We start from the raw sequence: 24,537 nt of genomic DNA, 5'->3' as shown, positions 1-24,537 counted from the left end.
TTCTCCTAGGCTTCGCACGCCGAAGAGGCCGGGTTCACCAGGCGCTCGAGGGTCGTACGGTCCAAAATTTTCGTATCCAGTTTGATATAGATGGCGGCTTCTTCCGCCACCACGACGGCGTCGGTCACACCTGGCACAGCCATCAGGCGCTCGGTCAGGCCGGCTTCCCGGACTGCCTCTGGCGTCAGCGGCATGCGCAGGCTGGTCACATAGGGCGGCTCGTTCATGCGCAAGGCGACGACCAACCAGATGGCACACAGTACCGCACAACCGAGGAACACCATGTTCAGCCCGCCGTGCTGGAACAACCAGCCACCGAGGATTCCTCCCAGGGCAGCGCCGAGGAACTGGCTGGTGGAGTAGACCCCCATTGCCGTCCCCTTGCCACCTGCAGGCGACACCTTGCTCACCAGCGAAGGCAGCGATGCCTCCAGCAGGTTGAATGCAGTAAAGAATACCACGGTGCCGATCACCAGTCCGCGCAAACCGTCAGCCCACTGCCAGAAGAACACCTCCACCAGCAGCAACACACTGACCGCCCCGGCCAGCACGCGTTTCATCTTGCGCTTTTTTTCGCCATAGATGATGAACGGGACCATTGCAAAAAATGAGATGAACAACGCGGTCAGGTACACCCACCAGTGCTGCTCCTTCGGCAGGCCGCCGCGCTCGACAAAGGCCAGTGGCAATGCGACGAAGCTGGCCATGAGGATGGCGTGGAGAATGAAGATGCCCACATCCAGGCGCAGAAGGTCCGGATGGCGCAGGGTCGGGCCGATGGCCTGGCGCGCCACACCCGACTCACGGTGCTGCAGGATGCTGTGGGTATTGGGCACCACAAAGGCGATCAGCAGGATGCCTACCAAGGCAAGTCCTGCCGTGGCGAGGAACAATCCTGACAAGCCAAAGGCACGAGTCAGCAATGGGCCAACGACCATGGCGACAGCAAACGACAGGCCGATGCTCATGCCGATCATGGCCATGGCCTTGGTCCTGTGCTGCTCGCGCGTGAGGTCGGACAGCAGCGCCATGACCGCAGCGGAAATCGCCCCGGCGCCCTGCAGGATACGCCCGGCGATCACTCCCCAGATGGAGTCGGCCTGGGCCGCCAATACACTACCCAGGGCAAAGATGACCAACCCCAGGTAAATCACCGGCCGGCGGCCGATGCGATCGGAAATCATCCCGAACGGGATCTGCAATACGGCCTGCGTCAGGCCATAGGCACCAATGGCCAGGCCGATCAGCGCAGGCGTGGCACCGGCCAGGTCCATCCCGTAGGTGGCCAGCACCGGCAAGACCATGAACATGCCCAGCATACGAAAGGCAAAGACCAGGGCCAGGCCGCCAGCGGCGCGGGTTTCGCTGCCACTCATGCGCTCGTTGTGGGTGTCGTGCATGGATTAATCTCGTGTGAACCGGCGGCGATTCTATCAGTCCGACAGCTTGACGGCATCTACGCGACGCTTTGCCGCGTACTGGCAGCGCGCCGTATACTTCCTTGTTTATGCCCGCCGAGCGAGGCCGCAGTGGACAAGATCCTGATTCGTGGGGCACGTACCCACAACCTGAAGAACATCGACCTGACCCTGCCCCGGGACAAGCTGATCGTGATCACCGGCCTGTCCGGTTCCGGCAAGTCGTCCCTGGCGTTCGACACCCTGTACGCCGAAGGCCAGCGCCGCTATGTGGAATCGCTGTCGGCCTACGCCCGGCAGTTCCTGTCGATGATGGAAAAGCCCGACGTCGATACCATCGAGGGCCTGTCGCCAGCCATTTCCATCGAGCAGAAGTCGACCTCGCACAACCCCCGCTCCACGGTCGGCACCATCACCGAAATCTACGACTATCTGCGCCTGCTGTACGCCCGCGTCGGCACCCCACGCTGCCCGGATCACGATATCCCGCTGGAGGCGCAAACGATCAGCCAGATGGTCGACCTGGTGCTGGAGCGCCCGGAAGGCAGCAAGCTGATGCTGCTGGCGCCGGTGGTGCGCGAGCGCAAGGGCGAGCACCTGGCAGTGTTCGACGAGCTGCGCGCCCAGGGCTTTGTGCGCGCCCGGGTAAACGGCAAGCTCTACGAACTCGACGAACTGCCCAAGCTGGACAAGCAGAAAAAACACAGCATCGATGTGGTGGTGGACCGTTTCAAGGTCCGCGCCGACCTGCAACAACGCCTGGCCGAGTCGTTCGAGACCGCGCTAAAGCTGGCCGACGGCATCGCCCTGGTGGCACCGATGGATGACGAACAAGGCGAAGAGACGATCTTCTCCGCGCGTTTCGCCTGCCCGGTCTGTGGTCATGCCATCAGCGAGCTGGAGCCGAAGCTGTTCTCCTTCAACAACCCCGCCGGCGCCTGCCCGACCTGCGATGGCCTGGGGGTGAAGCAGTTCTTCGACACCAAGCGCCTGGTCAATGCCGAGCTCACCTTGGCCGAAGGCGCAATCCGCGGCTGGGACCGGCGCAACGTGTACTACTTCCAGATGCTCGGCTCGCTGGCCGCGCATTACGGCTTCAGCCTGGAGGAACCATTCGGCCAGCTTTCGGCCGAGCACCAGAAGGTGATCCTTCAGGGCAGCGGCAAGCAGAGCGTCGACTTCAAGTACCTCAACGACCGTGGCGACATCGTCAAGCGCTCGCACCCGTTCGAAGGCATCGTGCCGAACCTGGAGCGTCGCTACCGCGAGACCGAGTCGGCCACCGTGCGCGAAGAACTGGCCAAGTTCCTCGGCACCCAGCCCTGCCCGGATTGCCGCGGCACCCGCCTGCGCCGTGAGGCACGGCACGTGTGGGTGGGCGAAAAAACCCTGCCGGCGGTGACCAATCTGCCGATCGGTGAAGCCAGCAACTATTTCGGCGAGCTGACCCTGACCGGTCGCCGTGGCGAGATTGCGGCGAAGATCCTCAAGGAAATCTGCGAGCGCCTGCAGTTCCTGGTCAACGTCGGTCTCGACTATCTCACCCTGGACCGCAGCGCCGATACCCTGTCCGGTGGCGAAGCGCAGCGTATCCGCCTGGCCAGCCAGATCGGCGCTGGCCTGGTGGGAGTGATGTACATCCTCGATGAGCCGTCCATCGGCCTTCATCAGCGTGACAATGACCGCCTGCTGGCCACCCTCAACCACCTGCGCGACCTGGGCAACACGGTGATCGTGGTGGAACACGACGAGGACGCCATCCGCCTGGCCGACTACGTGGTGGACATCGGCCCGGGAGCCGGCGTGCACGGTGGGCAGATCGTCGCCGAGGGCTCGCCGCAGGAGGTCATGGCCCACCCCGACTCGCTGACCGGCAAGTACCTGTCCGGGCGCAAGAAGATCGTCGTGCCGGCCAAGCGCACGCCGCGCAACAAGAAGCTGCAACTCAAGCTCAAGGGCGCGCGTGGCAACAACCTGCAAAACGTCGACCTGGAAGTCCCGATCGGCCTGCTGACCTGCGTGACCGGGGTGTCCGGCTCGGGCAAGTCGACGCTGATCAACAACACCCTGTTCCCACTGGCCGCCACCGCCCTGAATGGCGCAAGCAGCCTGGAAGCGGCGCCGCATGCCAGCATGGATGGCCTGCAGCACCTGGACAAGGTGGTGGATATCGACCAGAGCCCGATCGGCCGCACCCCTCGCTCTAACCCGGCGACCTACACCGGCATCTTCACGCCGATCCGCGAGCTGTTCTCCGGTGTGCCGGAATCGCGTTCGCGCGGCTATGGTCCGGGGCGTTTCTCGTTCAACGTCAAGGGGGGCCGTTGCGAGGCCTGCCAGGGCGATGGCCTGATCAAGGTGGAGATGCACTTCCTGCCGGACATCTACGTGCCGTGCGACGTGTGCAAGAGCAAGCGCTACAACCGTGAAACCCTGGAGATCAAGTACAAGGGCAAGAACATCCACGAGGTGCTGGAGATGACCATCGAGGATGCCCGCGAGTTCTTCGACGCAGTGCCGGCGCTGGCGCGCAAGCTGCAGACGTTGATGGATGTGGGGCTGTCGTACATCAAGCTGGGGCAGTCGGCGACAACCCTGTCGGGTGGTGAGGCCCAGCGAGTCAAGCTATCGCGCGAACTGTCCAAGCGTGACACCGGCAAGACCCTGTACATCCTCGATGAGCCAACCACGGGCCTGCACTTTGCCGATATCCAGCAGTTGCTGGACGTGCTGCATCGCCTGCGCGACCACGGCAATACCGTGGTGGTGATCGAGCACAACCTGGATGTGATCAAGACCGCGGACTGGCTGGTGGATCTGGGGCCGGAGGGTGGCTCGAAAGGTGGGCAGATCATTGCCTGCGGTACGCCAGAAGAACTGAGTACGATGAAACAGTCGTATACCGGGCACTACCTGAAACCGTTGCTGGAGCGGGATCGGGCGTAAGGCCCTGGGGGCGCTTTGCGCTCCTTTCGCGACACAAGGCCGCTCCTACAGGCGATCGCGTAATCTCTGGATTGACGCGTTCAAATGTAGGAGCGGCCTTGTGTCGCGATAGGGCTGCAAAGCAGCCCAGGCTTTTACATCTGCGACTGCAGGTAATTCTCCAGGCCAATGGCCTTGATCAGCCCCTGCTGCTTCTCCAGCCAGTAGGTGTGATCTTCTTCGGTATCAGCCAACTGAGCGCGCAGGATGTCGCGGCTGATGTAGTCCTTATGCAGCTCGCACAGCTCGATGCCTTTGCACAGCGCGCCGCGTACCTTGTACTCGAGCTTGAGGTCAGCCTCGATCATTTCCGGCACGGTGCTGCCCACTTCCAGGTCGTCCGCGCGCATGTCAGGGGTGCCTTCGAGCATGAGGATGCGACGCATCAGGGCATCTGCGTGCTGCGTCTCTTCTTCCATTTCGTGGTTGATGCGCTCGTAGAGCTTGGACAGGCCCCAGTCTTCGTACATACGCGAGTGAATGAAGTACTGGTCACGCGCCGCCAGTTCGCCCTTCAGCAGCGTAACGAGGTAGTTGATTACGTCCGGGTGACCTTGCATCGCCCTGCTTCTCCATGTGAAAACGTCTATGCCACATAGTGTGAACCAGCTTTTGCCTGCGGTCACTGAAAACCGCGCAATTAGAAGCAAAAAATCGGTTAAACAGTAGTGATATTCATTGAAAAACCGCCCAAATGAGGGCGGTTCTTCTTATCACTTCGACTTAGGCGAGATTGATGCCCAAGGCCTTGGCAACCCCTTCGCCATAGGCAGGATCGGCCTTGAAGAAGTATTGCAACTGACGCTGGATCACGTCTTCGCTGACGCCTGCCATGGTGCCGGCAATGTTGTTTATCAGCAGGGCTTTCTGCTCATCGTTCATCAGGCGGAACAGCGCGCCGGCGTGGCTGTAGTAGTCGGTGTCTTCGCGGTGGTCGTAACGGTCTGCGGAACCATTCAGGGCCAGTGCAGGCTCGGCGTGGCGTGGCGACTGCTTCGGTGCATCGCTGTAGCTGTTGGGCTCATAGTTCGGCGCGCTGCCGTAACTGCCAGCGGCCATGGAACCATCACGCTGGTAGCTGTTGACCGGGCAGCGTGGTGCATTCACCGGCAGCTGCTGGTGGTTGGTACCCACCCGGTAGCGATGCGCGTCGGCGTAGGCGAATACCCGCCCTTGCAGCATGCGGTCCGGCGACAGGCCAACACCCGGTACCATGTTGCTTGGGCCAAACGCAGCCTGCTCGACCTCGGCAAAGTAGTTGAGCGGGTTACGGTTGAGCTCCAGCACGCCCACTTCAATCAGCGGGTAGTCCTTCTGCGACCAGGTCTTGGTCACGTCGAAGGGGTTTTCGTCGCGGCTGGCAGCATCGGCTTCGCTCATCACCTGGATGCACACGGTCCAGCGTGGGTAATCGCCCCGCTCGATGGCTTCGAACAGGTCGCGCTGGGCGTAGTCCGGGTCAGTACCTGCCAGGCGCGCGGCATCTGCCGGTGCGAGGTTCTTGATGCCTTGCTGGGTCTTGAAGTGCCATTTGACCCAGGTGCGCTCACCCTTGGTATTGATCAGGCTGTAGGTATGGCTACCGAAGCCGTGCATGTGGCGGTAGCCGTCCGGAATGCCACGATCGGAGAACAGAATGGTGACCTGATGCAGTGCCTCGGGAGAGTGCGACCAGAAGTCCCACATCATCTGAGCGTTCTTCAAGTTGGATTGTGGGTGACGCTTCTGGGTGTGGATAAAGTCCGGAAACTTCAGTGGATCGCGGATGAAGAACACCGGCGTGTTGTTGCCGACGATGTCCCAGTTGCCTTCCTCGGTGTAGAACTTGACGGCAAAACCACGGGGATCGCGCTCGGTATCAGCGGAGCCACGCTCACCACCAACGGTGGAGAAGCGCAGGAAGGTTTCGGTCTGCTTGCCAACCTGTTCAAACAACTTGGCACTGGTGTAATCGGTGATATCGCGGGTGACGGTAAAGGTGCCGTAGGCGCCCGAGCCTTTTGCGTGTACGCGGCGCTCAGGAATGTTCTCGCGGTTGAAGTGGGCGAGCTTCTCGATCAGGTGGAAGTCGTCGAGCAGCAGCGGGCCGCGCGGGCCGGCGGAACGGGAATTCTGGTTGTCTGCTACAGGTGCACCGCTGGCGGTGGTGAGAATCTTGCTCATGGGCTCTCCTTATCGGTCTTCAAGCGCCGGCTAATCGGCTCTGGAGAGAGTATTGACGAGCAAGGTTACAAGAACAAATGCATTACATGACTTGCATCAATAGAAATAAACAATACATCTTGAAACAAAAAACCGGGCACTAGGCCCGGTTCTTTGTAGCAGACAGAACGTCTTACTCAGCAGCTTCTACAGCACCGCCGACCGGACGATCAACCAGCTCGACGTACGCCATAGGAGCGTTGTCGCCAGCGCGGAAACCGCACTTCAGGATGCGCAGGTAGCCGCCCTGACGGGTGGCGTAACGCTTGCCCAGGTCGTTGAACAGCTTGCCAACAGCGGACTTCGAACGGGTACGATCGAAGGCCAGACGGCGGTTAGCTACGCTGTCTTCCTTGGCCAGGGTGATCAGCGGCTCGGCAACGCGGCGCAGTTCCTTGGCTTTCGGCAGGGTGGTTTTGATCAGCTCGTGCTCGATCAGCGACACTGCCATGTTCTGGAACATAGCCTTGCGGTGAGAGCTGGTACGGCTCAGGTGACGTCCACTTTTACGATGACGCATGATTCATTCCTTACCAAACACTACGTTCGGTGATTACGACGATCAGGCGGTCGCCTTGTCGTCTTTCTTAAGACTTGCAGGCGGCCAGTTGTCGAGGCGCATGCCGAGAGACAGACCACGAGAGGCCAGGACGTCCTTGATTTCAGTCAGGGACTTCTTGCCCAGGTTAGGAGTCTTCAACAGCTCTACTTCGGTACGCTGAATCAGGTCGCCGATGTAGTAGATGTTCTCCGCCTTGAGGCAGTTGGCCGAACGTACAGTCAGTTCCAGGTCGTCAACCGGACGCAGCAGGATCGGATCGATCTCGTCTTCCTGCTCGACTACGACAGGCTCGCTGTCACCTTTGAGGTCGACGAACGCGGCCAACTGCTGTTGCAGGATGGTCGCAGCGCGGCGGATAGCCTCTTCAGGGTCCAGGGTGCCGTTGGTTTCCAGATCAATGACCAGCTTGTCCAGGTTGGTACGCTGTTCAACACGGGCGTTCTCGACCACATAGGCGATACGACGCACCGGGCTGAACGAAGCGTCCAACTGCAGACGGCCAATGCTACGGCTTTCGTCTTCGTCGGTTTGACGGGAGTCGGCCGGCTCGTAACCACGACCACGAGCTACAGTGAGCTTCATGTTCAGGGCGCCGTTCGACGCCAGGTTCGCGATTACGTGATCGGGGTTGACGATCTCGACATCGTGATCCAGCTGAATATCGGCAGCGGTAACCACCCCCGAACCCTTTTTCGACAAGGTCAGCGTAACTTCGTCACGACCGTGCAGTTTGATAGCCAGGCCTTTCAGGTTCAACAGGATTTCAATGACGTCTTCCTGAACACCTTCGATCGCGGAGTACTCGTGGAGTACGCCGTCGATCTCGGCCTCGACTACTGCACAGCCAGGCATGGAGGACAACAGGATGCGGCGCAGCGCGTTGCCCAGGGTATGGCCGAAACCACGCTCGAGAGGCTCGAGCGTAATCTTGGCGCGGGTCGGACTGACTACCTGCACATCAATGTGGCGGGGAGTCAGGAACTCATTTACCGAAATCTGCATGGATGCACCTATTTTCTAGCCCTTACTTGGAGTAGAGCTCGACAATCAGGTTCTCGTTGATGTCGGCAGACAGGTCGCTGCGAGCAGGAACGTTCTTGAAAACGCCCGACTTTTTAGCAGCATCCACGTCAACCCACTCAACGCGGCCACGCTGGGCGCACAGTTCAAGGGCTTGAACAATGCGCAGCTGGTTCAGCGACTTCTCGCGAACCGCGACCACGTCACCCGGACGAACTTGGTAGGATGGAATGTTTACAGTCTTACCGTTGACGCTGATCGCTTTGTGCGAAACCAGCTGACGGGACTCGGAACGAGTCGAGCCGAAGCCCATACGGTAGACGACGTTATCCAGACGGCACTCGAGCAGTTGCAGCAGGTTCTCACCGGTTGCGCCTTTTTTCGAGGCTGCAGCCTGGTAGTAACCGCGGAACTGACGCTCCAGAACACCGTAGATACGACGAACTTTTTGCTTCTCGCGCAGCTGGGTACCGTAGTCGGACTGACGGCCACGGCGCTGGCCGTGGATACCTGGGGCTGCTTCGATGTTGCACTTCGATTCCAGAGCGCGAACGCCGCTCTTCAGGAACAGGTCAGTGCCTTCACGACGAGACAGTTTGCATTTTGGACCAATGTAACGTGCCATTTATCTGTCTCCTGATTACACGCGACGCTTCTTCGGCGGACGGCACCCGTTGTGCGGGATTGGCGTCACGTCGGTGATGCTGGCGATCTTGTAGCCGCAGCTGTTCAGTGCACGAACGGCGGACTCACGACCTGGACCTGGACCCTTGACGTTTACGTCGAGGTTCTTCAGACCGTATTCCAGCGCAGCTTGACCAGCACGCTCAGCAGCGATCTGGGCTGCGAACGGGGTGGATTTGCGCGAACCACGGAAACCCGAACCACCGGAGGTCGCCCAGGACAAAGCGTTGCCCTGACGGTCGGTGATGGTCACGATGGTGTTGTTGAAAGAGGCATGGATGTGGGCGATGCCATCAACCACTGTCTTTTTGACTTTCTTACGAGGACGAGCAGCAGGTTTTGCCATGTCTATATTCCTGGGCGATTACTTGCGGATCGGCTTACGCGGGCCCTTACGGGTGCGTGCGTTGGTCTTGGTGCGCTGACCGCGAACCGGCAGACCTTTACGATGACGCAGGCCGCGGTAGCAACCCAGGTCCATCAAGCGCTTGATCTTCATGTTGATGTCACGACGCAGGTCACCTTCGGTGGTGAACTTCGCGACTTCGCCACGCAGGGTTTCGATTTGCTCGTCGCTCAGATCCTTGATCTTAGCGGCTGGGTTTACACCAGCGTCTGCACAGATCTTCTGTGCAGTAGTGCGACCGACACCATAGATGTAGGTCAGCGAGATAACAGCATGCTTGTTATCTGGAATGTTGACGCCTGCAATACGGGCCATTCAGTGGGACTCCAATTGACAGCTACCTACGCCCCGGAAGCCAAGAAATAGGGCGCGAGATAATATCGCTGTAGAAACGAATAATCAACCCAGCAGCACACTAGCTGCTGGGTTTGAAGCGCAGATCACACTCAGCCTTGGCGCTGTTTGTGACGCGGTTCCGCGCTGCAGATCACTCGTACGACGCCTTCGCGACGGATGATCTTGCAGTTACGGCACAGCTTTTTCACCGATGCACGAACTTTCATTACCGACTCCTCGAACCTTAGGGGCGTATCAGCGCAGCAGACCGCTGCCACCGTAGCCTTTCAGGTTGGCTTTCTTCATCAGGGATTCGTACTGGTGCGAAACGAGGTGCGATTGTACTTGGGACATGAAGTCCATCACAACCACTACCACAATCAGCAACGAGGTCCCGCCAAGGTAGAACGGCACATTTGCTGCCACCACCAGGAACTGGGGCAGAAGGCAGACGGCCATCATGTAAAGAGCACCGAACATGGTCAGACGGGTCAGAACGCCATCAATGTAGCGTGCCGACTGCTCACCAGGACGGATACCCGGAATAAAGGCACCGGACTTCTTCAGGTTTTCCGCTACGTCTTTCGGGTTGAACATCAGCGCTGTGTAGAAGAAGCAGAAGAAAATGATCCCTGCACTAAACAGCAGAATGTTCAACGGCTGACCAGGAGCGATCGACTGCGAGATGTCCTGCAGCCAGCCCATACCTTCGGACTGACCGAACCAGGCACCCAGCGAAGCCGGGAACAGCAGAATGCTGCTCGCGAAAATGGCCGGGATAACCCCCGCCATGTTCACCTTCAGCGGCAAGTGGCTGGTCTGCGCAGCGAAGACCTTGCGGCCCTGCTGACGCTTGGCGTAGTGAACGGCGATACGACGCTGACCACGCTCAATGAACACCACGAAGCCGATAATCGCTACTGCCAGCAAACCGATAGCGACCAGGGCGAAAATGTTGATATCGCCTGTGCGTGCAGACTCGAAAGACTGCCCGATTGCTCTCGGAAGACCGGCAACGATACCCGCGAAGATCAACATCGAGATACCGTTGCCCACACCGCGCTCGGTGATCTGCTCGCCCAGCCACATCATGAACATCGCGCCCGCCACGAAGGTGGAGACGGCGACGACATGGAAGCCCAGGCCTACAGAAAACGCCACGCCCTGGTTGGCCAGGCCAATGGACATGCCAATGGCTTGAACCAGTGCCAGGATAACGGTGCCGTAGCGGGTGTACTGGCTGATCTTGCGACGGCCAGCTTCACCTTCCTTCTTCAACTGCTCCAGTTGCGGGCTGACCGCCGTCATCAGTTGCATGATGATCGATGCCGAGATGTACGGCATGATCCCCAGTGCAAAGATGCTCATGCGCTCGAGCGCGCCACCGGAAAACATGTTGAACAAGCTAAGAATGGTCCCCTCATTCTGCCGAAACAGATCCGCCAGACGGTCTGGATTGATGCCAGGAACCGGGATATGCGCACCTATCCGATAGACGATGATCGCCATGAACAGAAAGCGCAGACGAGCCCAGAGTTCCGACATCCCGCCCTTACCGAGCGAAGAGAGAGCACCTTGCTTAGCCATTTATTCCTCGAACTTGCCGCCAGCTGCTTCGATAGCCGCACGCGCACCCTTGGTGGCTGCGATACCCTTGATGGTGACTGCGCGAGTGACTTCGCCAGACAGCATGATTTTCACGCGCTGTACGTTCTGGCCGATCACGTTGGCATCCTTCAGGGATTGCACGGAGATCACGTCGCCTTCCACCTTGGCCAGCTCGGACAGACGCACTTCGGCGCGGTCCATGGCTTTCAGGGAAACGAAGCCGAACTTCGGCAGACGACGGTGCAGCGGCTGTTGACCGCCTTCGAAGCCAGGAGCGATCGAACCACCCGAACGGGAAGTCTGACCTTTGTGGCCACGGCCGCCGGTCTTACCCAGACCGCTACCGATACCACGACCTGGACGATGCTTCTCGCGACGGGAACCCGGCGCTGGACTCAGATCATTGAGTTTCATCGATTAACCCTCGACCTTCAGCATGTAGTAAGCCTTGTTGATCATCCCGCGGTTTTCGGGAGTATCCTGGACTTCTACAGTGTGACCGATGCGACGCAGACCCAGGCCCTTAACGCACAGCTTGTGGTTAGGCAGACGGCCCGAGACGCTCTTGATCAGCGTTACTTTTACGGTTGCCATGATCAGAAGATCTCCTCGACGCTCTTGCCGCGCTTGGCAGCAATGGATTCAGGAGATTGCATGGCTTTCAGACCCTTGAAGGTGGCGTAAACCACGTTCACTGGGTTGGTCGAACCGTAGCACTTGGCCAGAACGTTCTGAACACCAGCAACTTCCAGGACAGCACGCATTGCGCCACCGGCGATGATACCGGTACCTTCCGAGGCAGGCTGCATGTAAACCTTCGAGGCGCCGTGGGCAGCCTTGGTGGCGTACTGCAGGGTGGTGCCCTTCAGGTCAACCTGGATCATGTTGCGGCGAGCAGCTTCCATGGCTTTCTGGATCGCGGCAGGTACTTCGCGCGACTTGCCACGGCCGAAGCCAACACGACCTTTACCATCACCTACCACGGTCAGCGCGGTGAAGGTGAAGATACGGCCGCCTTTTACGGTTTTGGCAACGCGGTTAACTTGAACCAGCTTCTCGATGTAGCCTTCGTCGCGCTTTTGATCGTTATTTGCCATAACTTAGAACTCCAGCCCGCCTTCACGAGCAGCATCAGCCAGCGCTTTGACGCGGCCATGGTACTTGAAGCCGGAACGGTCAAAGGCAACTTGAGATACACCGGCGGCTTTCGCACGCTCAGCTACCAGCTTGCCAACCTTAGTGGCCGCGTCGATGTTGCCAGTGGCGCCATCACGCAGTTCTTTGTCCAAGGTCGAGGCGCTTGCCAGAACCTTGCTGCCGTCGGCCGAAATGACCTGGGCGTAGATGTGCTGCGAGGAGCGGAACACGCACAGGCGCACGACTTCGAGTTCGTGCATCTTGAGACGTGCTTTGCGAGCGCGACGCAGTCGAGTAACTTTTTTGTCGGTCATTTGCTAGGCCCTACTTCTTCTTGGCTTCTTTACGACGGACTACTTCGTCCGCGTAACGCACACCCTTGCCTTTGTAAGGCTCTGGCGGACGGAAGTCGCGGATTTCAGCGGCCACCTGACCCACCAGCTGCTTGTCGATACCCTTGATCAGGATGTCGGTCTGGCTTGGGGTTTCAGCGGTGATACCGGCTGGCAGTTCGTAGTCCACTGGGTGCGAGAAGCCCAGGGCCAGGTTCAGGACGGTGCCCTTGGCCTGTGCCTTGTAACCAACACCGACCAGCTGGAGCTTGCGCTCGAAGCCTTGGCTTACGCCCTGGACCATGTTGTTCACCAGAGCGCGGGTGGTACCGGCCATGGCGCGAGCTTGCTGGTCACCGTTGCGAGCGACGAAACGCAGCTCGCCAGACTCTTCGGTAACTTCAACAGACGAGTGAACGTTCAGTTCGAGAGTGCCTTTGGCACCCTTCACCGAAAGCTGCTGGCCGGCGAATTTGACTTCGACGCCTGCTGGCAGCTTAACGGGGTTCTTAGCGACGCGAGACATGCCTATCTCCCCTTAGAACACTGTGCACAGAACTTCGCCGCCGACACCGGCAGCGCGTGCAGCGCGATCAGTCATCACACCTTTGTTGGTGGAGACGATAGACACGCCCAGACCGCCACGTACTTTCGGCAGCTCTGCGACGGACTTGTACTGGCGCAGGCCTGGACGGCTGGAGCGCTTCAGTTCCTCGATGACCGGACGGCCTTCGAAGTACTTCAGTTCGATCGACAGGGAAGGCTTGGCCTCACCAGTTACCTGGTAGCCGGCGATGTAACCTTCGTCTTTCAGAACTTTGGCAACCGCGACCTTCAGGGTGGAGGAAGGCATGCTTACGACGGACTTTTCAGCCATCTGGGCATTACGGATGCGAGTTAGCATGTCCGCTAACGGGTCCTGCATACTCATGGGCTAGATGCTCCTGATACAAGAATTATTAGCCTTGCGGCTATCACAACCACCCGAGCGGACAGGGCAAAAAACCCAGGCTCAGGTGAGCCGGTCATTCTAGACACAAGGTAGAAACGAAACAAGCCCCATATAGGGGCTTGTTTGTTGGCGAGGTCACCGGCGGTCGGAAGATTGCTCCCCTTCCGCCGGGATCCAGCCTGCAGCGATTACCAGGAGGCCTTGACCAGACCTGGTACGTCACCGCGCATTGCAGCTTGACGCAGCATGTTACGGCCCAGGCCGAACTTACGGTATACACCGTGAGGACGACCGGTCAGGCGGCAACGGTTGCGCAGACGCGAAGCGGAGGCATCACGTGGCTGCTTCTGCAGGGCGACAACGGCAGCGAAACGCTCTTCAGGAGAGGCGTTCAGGTTGACGATGGTCGCTTTCAGCTCGGCACGCTTTTTGGCGTACTTGGCTACCGTGAGCTGACGCTTCAGCTCGCGGTTTTTCATGCTCTTCTTGGCCATTTTCCTACTCCAATCAGTTGCGGAACGGGAACTTGAAAGCACGCAGCAGAGCGCGGCCTTCGTCGTCCGAACGAGCAGTGGTGGTCAGGGTGATGTCCAAACCGCGCAGAGCATCGATCTTGTCGTAGTCGATTTCCGGGAAGATGATCTGCTCTTTCACGCCCATGCTGTAGTTACCACGGCCATCGAAGGACTTGGCATTCAGGCCGCGGAAGTCGCGAACCCGAGGCAGGGAGATCGCCAGCAGGCGGTCCAGGAATTCGTACATCTTGTCGCGACGCAGGGTCACCTTGACACCGATCGGCCAGCCTTCACGGACTTTGAAGCCCGCGATGGATTTACGAGCGAAAGTCACGACCGGCTTTTGACCGGTGATCTTTTCCAGGTCGGCAACAGCGTGCTCGATGACTTTCTTGTCGCCGATCGCTTCGCCCAGACCCATGTTCAGGGTGATCTTGGTAACGCGCGGAACTTCCATCACGTTCGACAGCTTAAGTTCTTCCTTAAGCTTAGGAGCGATTTCGTTCCGGTAAATCTCTTTCAGTCGTGCCATGGTCTTCTACCTAGCAGTGTTCAAGCATCAACCGCTTTTTGGGTCGACTTGAAGACACGAATTTTTTTACCGTCTTCTACTTTGAAACCAACGCGGTCAGCCTTGTTGGTTTCGCCGTTGAAGATGGCAACGTTGGAAGCGTGCAGAGGCGCTTCTTTTTCGACGATACCGCCCTGTACGCCCGCCATCGGGTTAGGCTTGGTATGACGCTTGACCAGGTTCACACCACCAACGACCAGACGGTCATCAGCCAGAACCTTCAGCACCTTACCGCGCTTACCTTTGTCTTTGCCGGCGATCACGATGATCTCGTCGTCACGACGAATCTTTTGCATGTCGGATCTCCTTACAGCACTTCAGGGGCGAGCGAGACGATCTTCATGAACTTCTCAGTACGAAGTTCACGGGTCACTGGCCCGAAGATGCGAGTGCCGATCGGCTCTTGCTTGTTGTTCAGCAGAACAGCAGCGTTGCCGTCGAAACGAATGATGGAACCGTCAGCGCGACGAACACCGTGACGGGTGCGCACTACAACAGCGGTCATCACTTGGCCTTTCTTGACCTTACCGCGCGGAATTGCTTCCTTGACGGTTACCTTGATGATGTCACCGATGCCGGCGTAACGGCGGTGCGAACCGCCGAGCACCTTGATGCACATGACGCGACGAGCGCCGCTGTTATCGGCCACATCGAGCATGGATTGAGTCTGAATCATAAAATTTCTCCGACCCCTAGCCCTTAGACTTCAACAGCGCGTTCGAGGACTTCAACCAGTGCCCAGGACTTGGTCTTGGCCAGCGGACGGGTTTCACGGATGGAAACCTTGTCGCCGATCTTGCACTGGTTGGCTTCGTCGTGCGCGTGCAGCTTAGTCGAACGCTTAACGTATTTACCGTAGATCGGGTGCTTTACGCGACGCTCGATCAGAACGGTGATGGTCTTGTCCATTTTGTCGCTGACGACACGGCCAGTCAGCGTACGGACGGTTTTTTCAGCTTCAGCCATGATCACTTACCTGCCTGCTGGTTGAGCACAGTTTTCACGCGAGCGATGTCACGCTTAACTTGCGAGAGCAGGTGCGACTGCCCCAACTGGCCAGTTGCTTTCTGCATACGCAGATTGAACTGGTCGCGCAGCAAGCCGAGCAGTTGCTCATTCAGTTGCTGTGCCGATTTTTCACGAAGTTCATTCGCTTTCATCACATCACCGTCCGCTTAACAAAGGAGGTGGCGAGAGGCAGCTTTGCAGCAGCCAGGGCGAAAGCTTCGCGCGCCAGCTCTTCAGAAACACCCTCGATTTCATACAGGACTTTGCCTGGCTGAATCTGGGCAACCCAGTATTCCACGGAACCCTTACCTTTACCCATACGAACCTCGAGAGGCTTCTTGGAGATCGGCTTGTCCGGGAACACACGGATCCAGATCTTACCGCCACGTTTTACGTGACGGGTCAGCGCACGACGTGCGGACTCGATCTGGCGAGCGGTGAGGCGACCGCGAGCAACAGCTTTCAGGGCGAATTCGCCGAAGCTGACTTTGCTACCGCGCAGTGCCAGACCACGGTTGTGGCCAGTCATCTGCTTGCGGAATTTTGTACGCTTTGGTTGCAACATTTGGCGTACCCCTTACTTAGCAGCTTTTTTACGAGGCGCTGGTGCTTGTGGTTTCAGTTCTTCTTGGCGACCACCAATAACTTCGCCTTTGAAGATCCAAACCTTCACACCGATCACACCGTAAGTGGTGTGAGCTTCGTAGGTGTTGTAGTCGATATCGGCACGCAGGGTGTGCAGAGGCACACGACCTTCGCGATACCACTCGGTACGAGCAATCTCAGCACCGCCGAGACGACCGCTCACCTGGATCTTGATGCCCTTGGCACCAATACGCATGGCGTTCTGTACGGCGCGCTTCATGGCGCGACGGAACATTACGCGGCGTTCCAGCTGCTGAGCTACGCTCTGCGCAACCAGCATAGCGTCGAGTTCCGGCTTGCGGATCTCTTCGATGTTGATGTGCACAGGCACACCCATCTGCTTGGTCAGGTCCTGACGCAGCTTCTCGACATCTTCACCTTTCTTACCGATAACGATACCGGGACGAGCGGTGTGGATGGTGATGCGTGCAGTTTGAGCCGGACGATGAATATCGATACGGCTTACGGACGCGCTTTTTAGTTTGTCCTGGAGGTACTCACGCGTTTTCAGATCCTTCAACAGGTAATCTGCGTAAGTAGCACCGTCTGCGTACCAGACGGAGGTGTGCTCCTTGACGATTCCCAGGCGAATGCCAGTGGGATGTACTTTCTGACCCATCTGATCGACTCCGTTACTTGTCCGCAACCTTGACAGTGATATGGCAAGACCGCTTGACGATGCGATCAGCACGGCCTTTGGCACGTGGCATGATGCGCTTCAGCGAACGCCCTTCGTTGACGAAGACGGTGGAGACCTTCAGGTCATCAACGTCTGCGCCTTCGTTGTGTTCGGCGTTGGCAACGGCCGACTCGAGGACTTTCTTCATGATTTCAGCGGCTTTTTTGCTGCTGAAGGCCAACAGGTTGAGCGCTTCGCCCACCTTCTTCCCGCGGATCTGGTCGGCGACCAAGCGGGCTTTCTGGGCGGAGATGCGAGCGCCCGACAACTTAGCGGCTACTTCCATTTCCTTACCCCTTAACGCTTGGCTTTCTTGTCAGCCACGTGCCCGCGATAGGTGCGGGTACCGGCGAACTCGCCCAGTTTGTGGCCGACCATGTCTTCGTTCACCAGAACTGGGACATGTTGACGACCGTTGTGTACCGCGATGGTCAGACCGACCATTTGTGGCAGGATCATCGAACGGCGCGACCAGGTTTTAACTGGCTTGCGATCGTTCTTCTCCACCGCCACTTCGACCTTCTTCAGCAGGTGAAGATCGATAAAAGGACCTTTTTTCAGAGAACGTGGCACTGTCGTATCCCTCTAGTTACTTGCGACGACGGACGATCATGTTGTCGGTACGCTTATTACCACGGGTCTTCGCACCCTTGGTTGGGAAGCCCCATGGCGATACCGGATGACGACCACCGGAGGTACGACCTTCACCACCACCATGTGGGTGGTCAACCGGGTTCATGGCAACACCACGAACGGTTGGGCGAACGCCGCGCCAGCGTTTGGCACCAGCTTTACCCAGCGAACGCAGGCTGTGCTCGGAGTTCGAGACTTCGCCCAGGGTCGCACGGCACTCAGCCAGTACTTTACGCATCTCACCGGAACGCAGACGCAGAGTCACGTAGACGCCTTCACGAGCGATCAGCTGAGCCGAAGCACCAGCGGAACGAGCGATCTGAGCACCTTTACCCGGCTTCAGTTCGATGCCGTGAATGGTGCTACCTACTGGGATATTGCGCAGCTGCAGGGAGTTACCGGCCTTGATTGGGGCCAGGGCACCTGCGATCAGCTGGTCGCCAGCGCTCACGCCTTTAGGGGCGATGATGTAGCGACGCTCACCGTCTGCGTAGCACAGCAGGGCGATGTGAGCAGTACGGTTCGGGTCGTATTCGATACGCTCGACAGTGGCTGGGATGCCATCTTTGTCGTTGCGACGGAAGTCGACCAGACGGTAATGCTGCTTATGACCACCACCAACGTGACGAGTGGTGATGCGGCCATTGTTGTTACGACCACCAGACTTCGATTTCTTCTCGATCAGCGGTGCGTGAGGAGCGCCTTTGTGCAGCTCCTGGTTGACCACCTTGACCACGAAACGGCGGCCAGGGGAAGTCGGTTTGCATTTAACGATTGCCATGATGCACCCCTTCCTTACTCAGCACTGCTGCTGAAATCGAGATCTTGGCCTGGCTGAAGGGAGACGATCGCCTTCTTCCAGTCATTACGCTTGCCCAGACCACGTGCGGTACGCTTGGTTTTACCCAGAACGTTAACAGTCGACACGTTTTCAACTTTTACGTTGAACAGGCCTTCGACAGCTTTCTTGATTTCCAGCTTGGTTGCATCGGTAGCAACCTTGAATACGAACTGGCCTTTTTTCTCAGCCAGAACGGTAGCCTTCTCGGAAACGTGCGGGCCAAGGAGGACTTTGAATACGCGTTCCTGGTTCATCCCAGCAGCTCCTCGAATTTCTTCACGGCCGAGACAGTGATCAACACTTTCTCGTATGCGATCAGACTGACCGGGTCGGAACCTTGTACGTCACGTACGTCGACGTGCGGCAGGTTGCGAGCAGCCAGGTACAGGTTCTGATCAACAGCGTCGGAAACGATCAGTACGTCGTTCAGACCCATGCCGTTCAGCTTGTTCAGCAGATCTTTGGTTTTCGGTGCTTCAACAGCGAAGTCCTGAACCACGACCAGACGGTCGCTACGCACCAGCTCAGCGAGGATGGAGCGCAGGGCTGCGCGATACATCTTCTTGTTGAGCTTCTGCGAGTGATCTTGAGGGCGAGCTGCGAAGGTTACACCACCGCCACGCCAGATCGGACCACGAGTGGTACCAGCACGAGCACGGCCAGTACCCTTCTGACGCCATGGGCGCTTACCGCCACCAGCCACGTCGGAACGGGTCTTCTGCTGCTTGGTGCCCTGACGGCCGCCGGCCATGTAGGCCACGACTGCTTGGTGTACCAGCGTCTCGTTGAATTCGCCACCGAAAGTCAGTTCGGAAACTTCGATCGCCTGAGCGTCATTTACATTGAGTTGCATGTCAGTTTCCCCTTAACCGCGAGCCTTGACAGCTGGACGTACAACCACGTCGCCGCCAGTAGCGCCTGGAACGGCACCCTTGACCAGCAGCAGGTTGCGCTCAGCGTCTACGCGAACTACTTCCAGGGACTGAACAGTCACGCGCTCGGCGCCCATGTGACCGGACATTTTCTTGCCCTTGAACACACGACCAGGAGTCTGGCACTGGCCGATGGAACCTGGGACACGGTGCGACACGGAGTTACCGTGGGTGTTGTCCTGGCCACGGAAGTTCCAGCGCTTGATGGTACCGGCGAAGCCTTTACCTTTGGACTGACCAGTAACGTCTACCAGCTGGCCTGCAGTGAAGAGTTCAGCTTTGATCAGATCGCCAGCCTGGAAATCGCCTTCTTCAAGACGGAACTCCCAGACACCGCGACCAGCGGCAACGTTGGCCTTGGCGAAGTGACCTGCCTGAGCGGCAGTCACACGCGAAGCACGACGCTCGCCGACAGTGACTTGCACTGCACGGTAGCCATCGGTTTCTTCAGTTTTGAACTGGGTGACACGATTCGGCTCGATCTCGATGACCGTGACCGGAATGGAGACACCTTCTTCGGTGAAAATGCGGGTCATACCGCACTTGCGACCGATTACACCAATAGTCATGTTGTAAACCTCATGAGTGTACGGGGCTTTCACCCGCTATGGCCGCCCATTTCAGAGCGTTACACGACCAGACCGAAGTCTTAGCCGAGGCTGATCTGTACTTCCACACCTGCCGCCAGATCAAGCTTCATCAGCGCGTCAACGGTTTTATCCGTTGGCTGGACGATGTCCAGAACACGCTTATGAGTGCGAATCTCGTACTGGTCACGCGCGTCTTTGTTGACGTGCGGGGAGACCAGAACGGTGAAACGCTCTTTGCGGGTAGGCAGTGGAATTGGACCACGCACTTGTGCACCAGTACGTTTCGCGGTTTCCACGATTTCCTGGGTGGATTGGTCGATCAGGCGATGGTCGAAAGCCTTCAACCTGATACGGATTTGCTGATTTTGCATTGGATTTCAGACTCCAGGCTGTTCCCAACGGACGCACTACGCCCGCTAAAAGGAGGCGTGATTCTATAGACGCCCCAATTTAGTGTCAACCCAATAAAAAAAACCCCCGCTGAGCGGGGGTTTTTTCAATCGGTCGAGTGATTACTCGATGATTTTGGCTACGACGCCGGCGCCGACGGTACGACCGCCTTCACGGATAGCGAAGCGCAGACCGTCTTCCATTGCGATGGTCTTGATCAGGGTGACAGTCATCTGAATGTTGTCACCTGGCATTACCATTTCAACGCCTTCCGGCAGTTCGCAGTTACCGGTCACGTCAGTGGTACGGAAGTAGAACTGAGGACGGTAGCCTTTGAAGAACGGAGTGTGACGACCGCCTTCTTCCTTCGACAGAACATAGACTTCTGCGGTGAACTTGGTGTGCGGCTTGACCGAACCTGGCTTGACCAGAACCTGGCCACGCTCAACGTCGTCACGCTTGGTACCACGCAGCAGAACGCCGCAGTTCTCGCCAGCACGACCTTCGTCCAGCAGCTTGCGGAACATCTCAACACCGGTGCAGGTGGTGGTGGTGGTGTCACGCAGACCAACGATTTCCAGCGGATCCTGAACGCGGACGATACCACGCTCGATACGACCGGTAACAACGGTACCACGACCCGAGATCGAGAATACGTCTTCGATCGGCATCAGGAACGGCTGATCAACGGCACGAACTGGCTCAGGGATGTAGGCATCCAGAGTTTCTACCAGCTTCTTGACAGCGGTAGTACCCATTTCGTTGTCGTCTTTGCCTTCCAGGGCCATACGAGCCGAACCGATGATGATCGGGGTGTCGTCGCCTGGGAAGTCGTAGGTGGACAGCAGGTCGCGAACTTCCATCTCGACCAGTTCCAGCAGCTCAGCGTCGTCTACCAGGTCAGCCTTGTTCAGGAAGACCACGATGTAAGGAACGCCTACCTGACGGGACAGCAGGATGTGCTCACGGGTTTGTGGCATCGGACCATCGGCGGCCGAGCAAACCAGGATCGCGCCGTCCATCTGGGCAGCACCGGTGATCATGTTCTTCACGTAGTCAGCGTGACCTGGGCAGTCAACGTGAGCGTAGTGACGAATGTTCGAGTTGTACTCGACGTGAGCGGTGTTGATGGTGATACCGCGCGCTTTTTCTTCCGGAGCCGAGTCGATCTTGTCGAACTCAACGACTGCCGAACCGAAAACTTCGGAGCAGACGCGAGTCAGAGCTGCGGTCAGAGTGGTCTTACCGTGGTCAACGTGGCCGATGGTGCCGACGTTAACGTGGGGAAGGGAACGATCAAATTTTTCTTTAGCCACGACAGTGAACCTCTTGCCTAAAGGGGATTAGCCTTGTTTTTTAACGAGTGCTTCGACGATGTTCGACGGAGCTTCGGCGTATTTGGAGAATTCCATGGAGTAGCTTGCGCGACCCTGAGACATGGAACGAACGTCGGTTGCGTAACCGAACATTTCTCCGAGCGGAACTTCAGCGCGGACGACACGGCCAGAGACCGACTCATCCATACCCTGGACCAGACCACGACGACGGTTCAGGTCACCCATCACGTCACCCAGGTAGTCTTCCGGGGTTACAACTTCGACCTTCATGATCGGCTCGAGAACCACGCCACCGCCCTTCTGGGCCAGCTGCTTGGTTGCCATCGAAGCAGCGATCTTGAACGCCATTTCGTTGGAGTCGACGTCGTGGTACGAACCGTCGAATACCGCGGCCTTCAGGCCGATCAGAGGATAGCCGGCAACAACGCCGTTCTTCATCTGCTCTTCGATACCCTTCTGGATCGCAGGGATGTATTCCTTAGGAATCACACCACCAACGACTTCGTTGGCAAACACCAGACCTTCGGTGATGTTGCCCTTGTCGTCCTGATCCGGCTCCGAGAAACGGATCCAGCAGTGACCGAACTGACCACGACCGCCCGACTGACGAACGAATTTGCCTTCGATCTCGACGTTGGACTTGGTGATCTTCTCGCGGTACGAAACCTGCGGCTTGCCGATGTTGGCTTCGACGTTGAACTCGCGCTTCATGCGGTCAACGAGGATGTCCAGGTGCAGCTCACCCATACCGGAGATGATGGTCTGACCAGTTTCTTCGTCGGTCTTGACGCGGAACGACGGGTCTTCCTGAGCCAGCTTGCCCAGTGCGATACCCATCTTCTCCTGGTCAGCCTTGGTTTTCGGCTCTACGGAGAGCGAAATCACAGGCTCTGGGAAGTCCATACGCTCGAGGATGATCGGCTTGTCGGCGTTGCACAGGGTGTCACCAGTGGTGACGTCCTTCATGCCGATCAGAGCGGCGATGTCGCCCGCACGTACTTCTTTGATCTCTTCACGCTGGTTGGCGTGCATCTGCACCATACGACCAACGCGCTCTTTCTTGCCCTTGACCGAGTTGATGACGGAGTCACCGGAGGTCAGGAAGCCCGAGTAAACGCGAACGAAGGTCAGAGTACCAACGAACGGGTCGGTGGCAATCTTGAACGCCAGAGCCGAGAACGGCTCGTTGTCGTCAGCGTGACGCTCGTCGAACTGCTCTGGCTTGACTTCGTCCTTCGGCACGTCGATCAGGTCAGGGTGGATACCCTTGATCGCCGGGATTTCGGTCGGAGCAGGCAGGAAGTCGATCACAGCGTCGAGAACCAGGGGAACGCCCTTGTTCTTGAACGACGAACCGCAGACAGCCGGAACGATCTCGCTGGCCAGGGTGCGCGCGCGCAGGCCTGCCTTGATTTCCTCGACGGTCAGCTCACCTTCTTCAAGGTACTTGTTCATCAGCTCTTCGTTGGCTTCGGCGGCGGCTTCAACCATGTTGTTGCGCCACTCGTTAGCCAGCTCGACCATATCCGCAGGAATTTCTTCCTCGCGGTAGGTGGTGCCCTTGTCGTCTTCGTTCCAGTAGATGGCTTTCATCTTGATCAGGTCGACCTGACCCTGGAAGTCGTCTTCTGCACCGATAGCCAGCTGGACCGGAACCGGGGTGTGACCCAGGCGGTTCTTGATCTGGCCGACAACGCGCAGGAAGTTGGCACCAGCACGGTCCATCTTGTTCACGTATACAACACGTGGAACGCCGTACTTGTTGGCCTGACGCCATACGGTTTCGGACTGCGGCTCAACGCCGGAGGTACCGCAGAACACAACGACCGCGCCGTCGAGTACACGCAGCGAACGCTCTACTTCAATGGTGAAGTCAACGTGGCCGGGGGTATCGATGACGTTTACGCGGTAGTTGTCGTACTGACCACGGGAACCTTTCCAGAAGGTGGTAACGGCAGCGGAGGTAATGGTGATACCGCGCTCCTGCTCCTGCACCATCCAGTCGGTGGTCGCGGCGCCGTCGTGCACCTCGCCCATCTTGTGGCTCAGACCTGTGTAGAACAGGATCCGCTCGGTAGTGGTAGTCTTGCCCGCGTCAACGTGGGCGCAGATACCGATGTTACGGTAGCGGTTAATTGCTGTAGTACGAGCCATAAAGCCCTCGCAAAATGATTGATGCTTGAATTAGAAGCGGTAGTGCGAGAACGCTTTGTTGGCCTCAGCCATACGGTGCACGTCTTCACGCTTCTTGACTGCAGCACCCTTGCCTTCAGCAGCATCCAGCAGCTCGCCGGCCAGGCGCAGAGCCATCGACTTCTCGCCGCGCTTGCGGGCGTAGTCTACGAGCCAGCGCATTGCCAGAGCGTTACGACGGGATGGACGAACTTCAACCGGAACCTGGTAAGTGGCACCGCCGACACGGCGGGACTTAACTTCGACCAGCGGAGCGATGGCGTCGAGAGCTTTCTCGAAGATTTCCAGGGGGTCGCTGTTCTTGCGTGCTTTGACGGTATCCAGGGCACCGTAAACGATGCGCTCGGCTACGGCCTTCTTGCCGCTTTCCATCACGTGGTTCATGAACTTGGCGAGGATCTGGGATCCGTACTTCGGATCGTCAAGGATCTCACGTTTTGCTGCTACACGACGTCTTGGCATGATAAGCCCTCAAACGGTCTTCAGGTTAGCCCGGGACCAGGTCATTCGACCTACGCCCGACCTTACTCTTATCGACTCAAAAAAATGGATGTCTGCAAA

The 24,537-nt window shown here is 58.0% G+C and carries 35 protein-coding genes; 1 reads left to right on the top strand and 34 read right to left on the bottom strand.

What is annotated here, in order from left to right:
• Nucleotides 1-5: 5 nt before the first annotated feature.
• Nucleotides 6-1,400 carry an MFS transporter gene (locus CAG22_RS18295; protein ID WP_025337493.1) on the bottom strand — a complete coding sequence of 465 codons (1,395 nt, stop codon included), beginning with the start codon at nt 1,398-1,400 and terminating at the stop codon, nt 6-8.
• Between the two features lie 129 nt (nt 1,401-1,529).
• Between CAG22_RS18295 and uvrA the strand changes: the two genes are divergently transcribed.
• A complete protein-coding gene (gene uvrA, locus CAG22_RS18290) occupies nt 1,530-4,364 on the top strand; it encodes an excinuclease ABC subunit UvrA (RefSeq protein WP_075044431.1) in 2,835 nt (944 codons plus the stop codon).
• A 134-nt stretch (nt 4,365-4,498) separates the two neighbouring features.
• On the opposite strand, the gene bfr is transcribed toward uvrA, so the two are convergent.
• The 33 genes from bfr to rpsG form a co-directional block, all read right to left on the bottom strand.
• Nucleotides 4,499-4,963: a bacterioferritin gene (gene bfr / locus CAG22_RS18285; protein WP_003257116.1), complete on the bottom strand. Its 465-nt coding sequence runs from the start codon at nt 4,961-4,963 to the stop codon at nt 4,499-4,501.
• A gap of 163 nt (nt 4,964-5,126) precedes the next feature.
• A complete protein-coding gene (locus CAG22_RS18280; protein ID WP_085693136.1) occupies nt 5,127-6,566 on the bottom strand; it encodes a catalase in 1,440 nt (479 codons plus the stop codon).
• A gap of 172 nt (nt 6,567-6,738) precedes the next feature.
• Complete coding sequence (gene rplQ, locus CAG22_RS18275) at nt 6,739-7,125, bottom strand: 50S ribosomal protein L17 (RefSeq protein WP_003255451.1); 387 nt, start codon at nt 7,123-7,125, stop codon at nt 6,739-6,741.
• Between the two features lie 42 nt (nt 7,126-7,167).
• A complete protein-coding gene (gene rpoA / locus CAG22_RS18270) occupies nt 7,168-8,169 on the bottom strand; it encodes a DNA-directed RNA polymerase subunit alpha (protein ID WP_003255452.1) in 1,002 nt (333 codons plus the stop codon).
• Nucleotides 8,170-8,191: 22 nt separating this feature from the next.
• The gene (gene rpsD / locus CAG22_RS18265) at nt 8,192-8,812 is read right to left on the bottom strand and encodes a 30S ribosomal protein S4 (RefSeq protein WP_003257114.1); all 621 of its coding nucleotides are present in this window, start codon (nt 8,810-8,812) and stop codon (nt 8,192-8,194) included.
• Nucleotides 8,813-8,827: 15 nt separating this feature from the next.
• Entirely contained in the window at nt 8,828-9,217 is a 390-nt protein-coding gene (gene rpsK, locus CAG22_RS18260; protein WP_003255454.1) for a 30S ribosomal protein S11, read from the bottom strand.
• An 18-nt stretch (nt 9,218-9,235) separates the two neighbouring features.
• Nucleotides 9,236-9,592, bottom strand: coding sequence for a 30S ribosomal protein S13 (gene rpsM / locus CAG22_RS18255; protein ID WP_003257112.1), 357 nt, complete (start codon nt 9,590-9,592; stop codon nt 9,236-9,238).
• Nucleotides 9,593-9,723: 131 nt separating this feature from the next.
• On the bottom strand, nt 9,724-9,840 hold the full coding sequence (gene rpmJ / locus CAG22_RS18250) for a 50S ribosomal protein L36 (RefSeq protein WP_002555468.1): 117 nt from the start codon (nt 9,838-9,840) through the stop codon (nt 9,724-9,726).
• Nucleotides 9,841-9,868: 28 nt separating this feature from the next.
• Entirely contained in the window at nt 9,869-11,200 is a 1,332-nt protein-coding gene (secY, locus tag CAG22_RS18245; RefSeq protein ID WP_003257108.1) for a preprotein translocase subunit SecY, read from the bottom strand.
• Nucleotides 11,201-11,635: a 50S ribosomal protein L15 gene (rplO, locus tag CAG22_RS18240; protein ID WP_003257107.1), complete on the bottom strand. Its 435-nt coding sequence runs from the start codon at nt 11,633-11,635 to the stop codon at nt 11,201-11,203. It lies immediately after the preceding gene.
• Between the two features lie 3 nt (nt 11,636-11,638).
• Entirely contained in the window at nt 11,639-11,815 is a 177-nt protein-coding gene (gene rpmD / locus CAG22_RS18235; RefSeq protein WP_003255463.1) for a 50S ribosomal protein L30, read from the bottom strand.
• A gap of 2 nt (nt 11,816-11,817) precedes the next feature.
• Nucleotides 11,818-12,318: a 30S ribosomal protein S5 gene (rpsE, locus tag CAG22_RS18230; RefSeq protein WP_003255465.1), complete on the bottom strand. Its 501-nt coding sequence runs from the start codon at nt 12,316-12,318 to the stop codon at nt 11,818-11,820.
• Nucleotides 12,319-12,321: 3 nt separating this feature from the next.
• Nucleotides 12,322-12,672, bottom strand: a complete 351-nt coding sequence (gene rplR / locus CAG22_RS18225; protein ID WP_009397496.1) for a 50S ribosomal protein L18 — start codon at nt 12,670-12,672, stop codon at nt 12,322-12,324.
• Between the two features lie 10 nt (nt 12,673-12,682).
• On the bottom strand, nt 12,683-13,216 hold the full coding sequence (gene rplF, locus CAG22_RS18220; protein WP_009681972.1) for a 50S ribosomal protein L6: 534 nt from the start codon (nt 13,214-13,216) through the stop codon (nt 12,683-12,685).
• 12 nt (nt 13,217-13,228) lie between these two features.
• Nucleotides 13,229-13,621, bottom strand: coding sequence for a 30S ribosomal protein S8 (rpsH, locus tag CAG22_RS18215; protein WP_009681971.1), 393 nt, complete (start codon nt 13,619-13,621; stop codon nt 13,229-13,231).
• Between the two features lie 209 nt (nt 13,622-13,830).
• Nucleotides 13,831-14,136, bottom strand: coding sequence for a 30S ribosomal protein S14 (gene rpsN / locus CAG22_RS18210; RefSeq protein WP_013970638.1), 306 nt, complete (start codon nt 14,134-14,136; stop codon nt 13,831-13,833).
• Between the two features lie 13 nt (nt 14,137-14,149).
• Nucleotides 14,150-14,689: a 50S ribosomal protein L5 gene (gene rplE, locus CAG22_RS18205; protein WP_003257095.1), complete on the bottom strand. Its 540-nt coding sequence runs from the start codon at nt 14,687-14,689 to the stop codon at nt 14,150-14,152.
• Between the two features lie 20 nt (nt 14,690-14,709).
• Nucleotides 14,710-15,024: a 50S ribosomal protein L24 gene (gene rplX, locus CAG22_RS18200; protein WP_016715319.1), complete on the bottom strand. Its 315-nt coding sequence runs from the start codon at nt 15,022-15,024 to the stop codon at nt 14,710-14,712.
• A gap of 11 nt (nt 15,025-15,035) precedes the next feature.
• Entirely contained in the window at nt 15,036-15,404 is a 369-nt protein-coding gene (gene rplN / locus CAG22_RS18195) for a 50S ribosomal protein L14 (RefSeq protein ID WP_002555479.1), read from the bottom strand.
• 23 nt (nt 15,405-15,427) lie between these two features.
• Nucleotides 15,428-15,694 carry a 30S ribosomal protein S17 gene (gene rpsQ / locus CAG22_RS18190; RefSeq protein WP_003255478.1) on the bottom strand — a complete coding sequence of 89 codons (267 nt, stop codon included), beginning with the start codon at nt 15,692-15,694 and terminating at the stop codon, nt 15,428-15,430.
• Between the two features lie 2 nt (nt 15,695-15,696).
• Entirely contained in the window at nt 15,697-15,888 is a 192-nt protein-coding gene (gene rpmC, locus CAG22_RS18185) for a 50S ribosomal protein L29 (protein WP_002555481.1), read from the bottom strand.
• Nucleotides 15,888-16,301, bottom strand: coding sequence for a 50S ribosomal protein L16 (rplP, locus tag CAG22_RS18180; RefSeq protein WP_003255479.1), 414 nt, complete (start codon nt 16,299-16,301; stop codon nt 15,888-15,890). The genes rpmC and rplP overlap by 1 nt, the downstream gene beginning before the upstream one ends.
• A gap of 12 nt (nt 16,302-16,313) precedes the next feature.
• Complete coding sequence (rpsC, locus tag CAG22_RS18175) at nt 16,314-17,000, bottom strand: 30S ribosomal protein S3 (protein ID WP_003255481.1); 687 nt, start codon at nt 16,998-17,000, stop codon at nt 16,314-16,316.
• A 13-nt stretch (nt 17,001-17,013) separates the two neighbouring features.
• Nucleotides 17,014-17,346, bottom strand: a complete 333-nt coding sequence (gene rplV, locus CAG22_RS18170) for a 50S ribosomal protein L22 (protein WP_003103908.1) — start codon at nt 17,344-17,346, stop codon at nt 17,014-17,016.
• Between the two features lie 11 nt (nt 17,347-17,357).
• Nucleotides 17,358-17,633 (bottom strand): 30S ribosomal protein S19, encoded by a 276-nt coding sequence (gene rpsS, locus CAG22_RS18165; protein ID WP_003255482.1) that lies wholly within the window; start codon nt 17,631-17,633, stop codon nt 17,358-17,360.
• A gap of 16 nt (nt 17,634-17,649) precedes the next feature.
• Entirely contained in the window at nt 17,650-18,474 is an 825-nt protein-coding gene (gene rplB / locus CAG22_RS18160) for a 50S ribosomal protein L2 (protein WP_015268750.1), read from the bottom strand.
• 14 nt (nt 18,475-18,488) lie between these two features.
• Nucleotides 18,489-18,788 carry a 50S ribosomal protein L23 gene (rplW, locus tag CAG22_RS18155; RefSeq protein WP_003255484.1) on the bottom strand — a complete coding sequence of 100 codons (300 nt, stop codon included), beginning with the start codon at nt 18,786-18,788 and terminating at the stop codon, nt 18,489-18,491.
• Entirely contained in the window at nt 18,785-19,387 is a 603-nt protein-coding gene (rplD, locus tag CAG22_RS18150; RefSeq protein WP_008089819.1) for a 50S ribosomal protein L4, read from the bottom strand. Before rplD ends, rplW begins: the two co-directional genes overlap by 4 nt.
• 12 nt (nt 19,388-19,399) lie before the next feature.
• Complete coding sequence (rplC, locus tag CAG22_RS18145; RefSeq protein ID WP_003257089.1) at nt 19,400-20,035, bottom strand: 50S ribosomal protein L3; 636 nt, start codon at nt 20,033-20,035, stop codon at nt 19,400-19,402.
• Between the two features lie 80 nt (nt 20,036-20,115).
• Nucleotides 20,116-20,427, bottom strand: coding sequence for a 30S ribosomal protein S10 (gene rpsJ / locus CAG22_RS18140; RefSeq protein WP_003186070.1), 312 nt, complete (start codon nt 20,425-20,427; stop codon nt 20,116-20,118).
• Between the two features lie 141 nt (nt 20,428-20,568).
• Nucleotides 20,569-21,762, bottom strand: a complete 1,194-nt coding sequence (gene tuf / locus CAG22_RS18135; RefSeq protein WP_013970626.1) for an elongation factor Tu — start codon at nt 21,760-21,762, stop codon at nt 20,569-20,571.
• A gap of 27 nt (nt 21,763-21,789) precedes the next feature.
• Nucleotides 21,790-23,937, bottom strand: a complete 2,148-nt coding sequence (gene fusA / locus CAG22_RS18130) for an elongation factor G (protein WP_025337489.1) — start codon at nt 23,935-23,937, stop codon at nt 21,790-21,792.
• Nucleotides 23,938-23,967: 30 nt separating this feature from the next.
• Nucleotides 23,968-24,438 carry a 30S ribosomal protein S7 gene (rpsG, locus tag CAG22_RS18125; protein ID WP_003246741.1) on the bottom strand — a complete coding sequence of 157 codons (471 nt, stop codon included), beginning with the start codon at nt 24,436-24,438 and terminating at the stop codon, nt 23,968-23,970.
• Nucleotides 24,439-24,537 lie beyond the last annotated feature (99 nt).

It is taken from the genome of Pseudomonas sp. B8(2017) (assembly GCF_002113575.1).
Lineage (GTDB): Bacteria > Pseudomonadota > Gammaproteobacteria > Pseudomonadales > Pseudomonadaceae > Aquipseudomonas > Aquipseudomonas putida_Z.
Note: the sequence above shows the minus strand (reverse complement) of the source record. Positions and strands in the feature narration are given on the sequence as shown.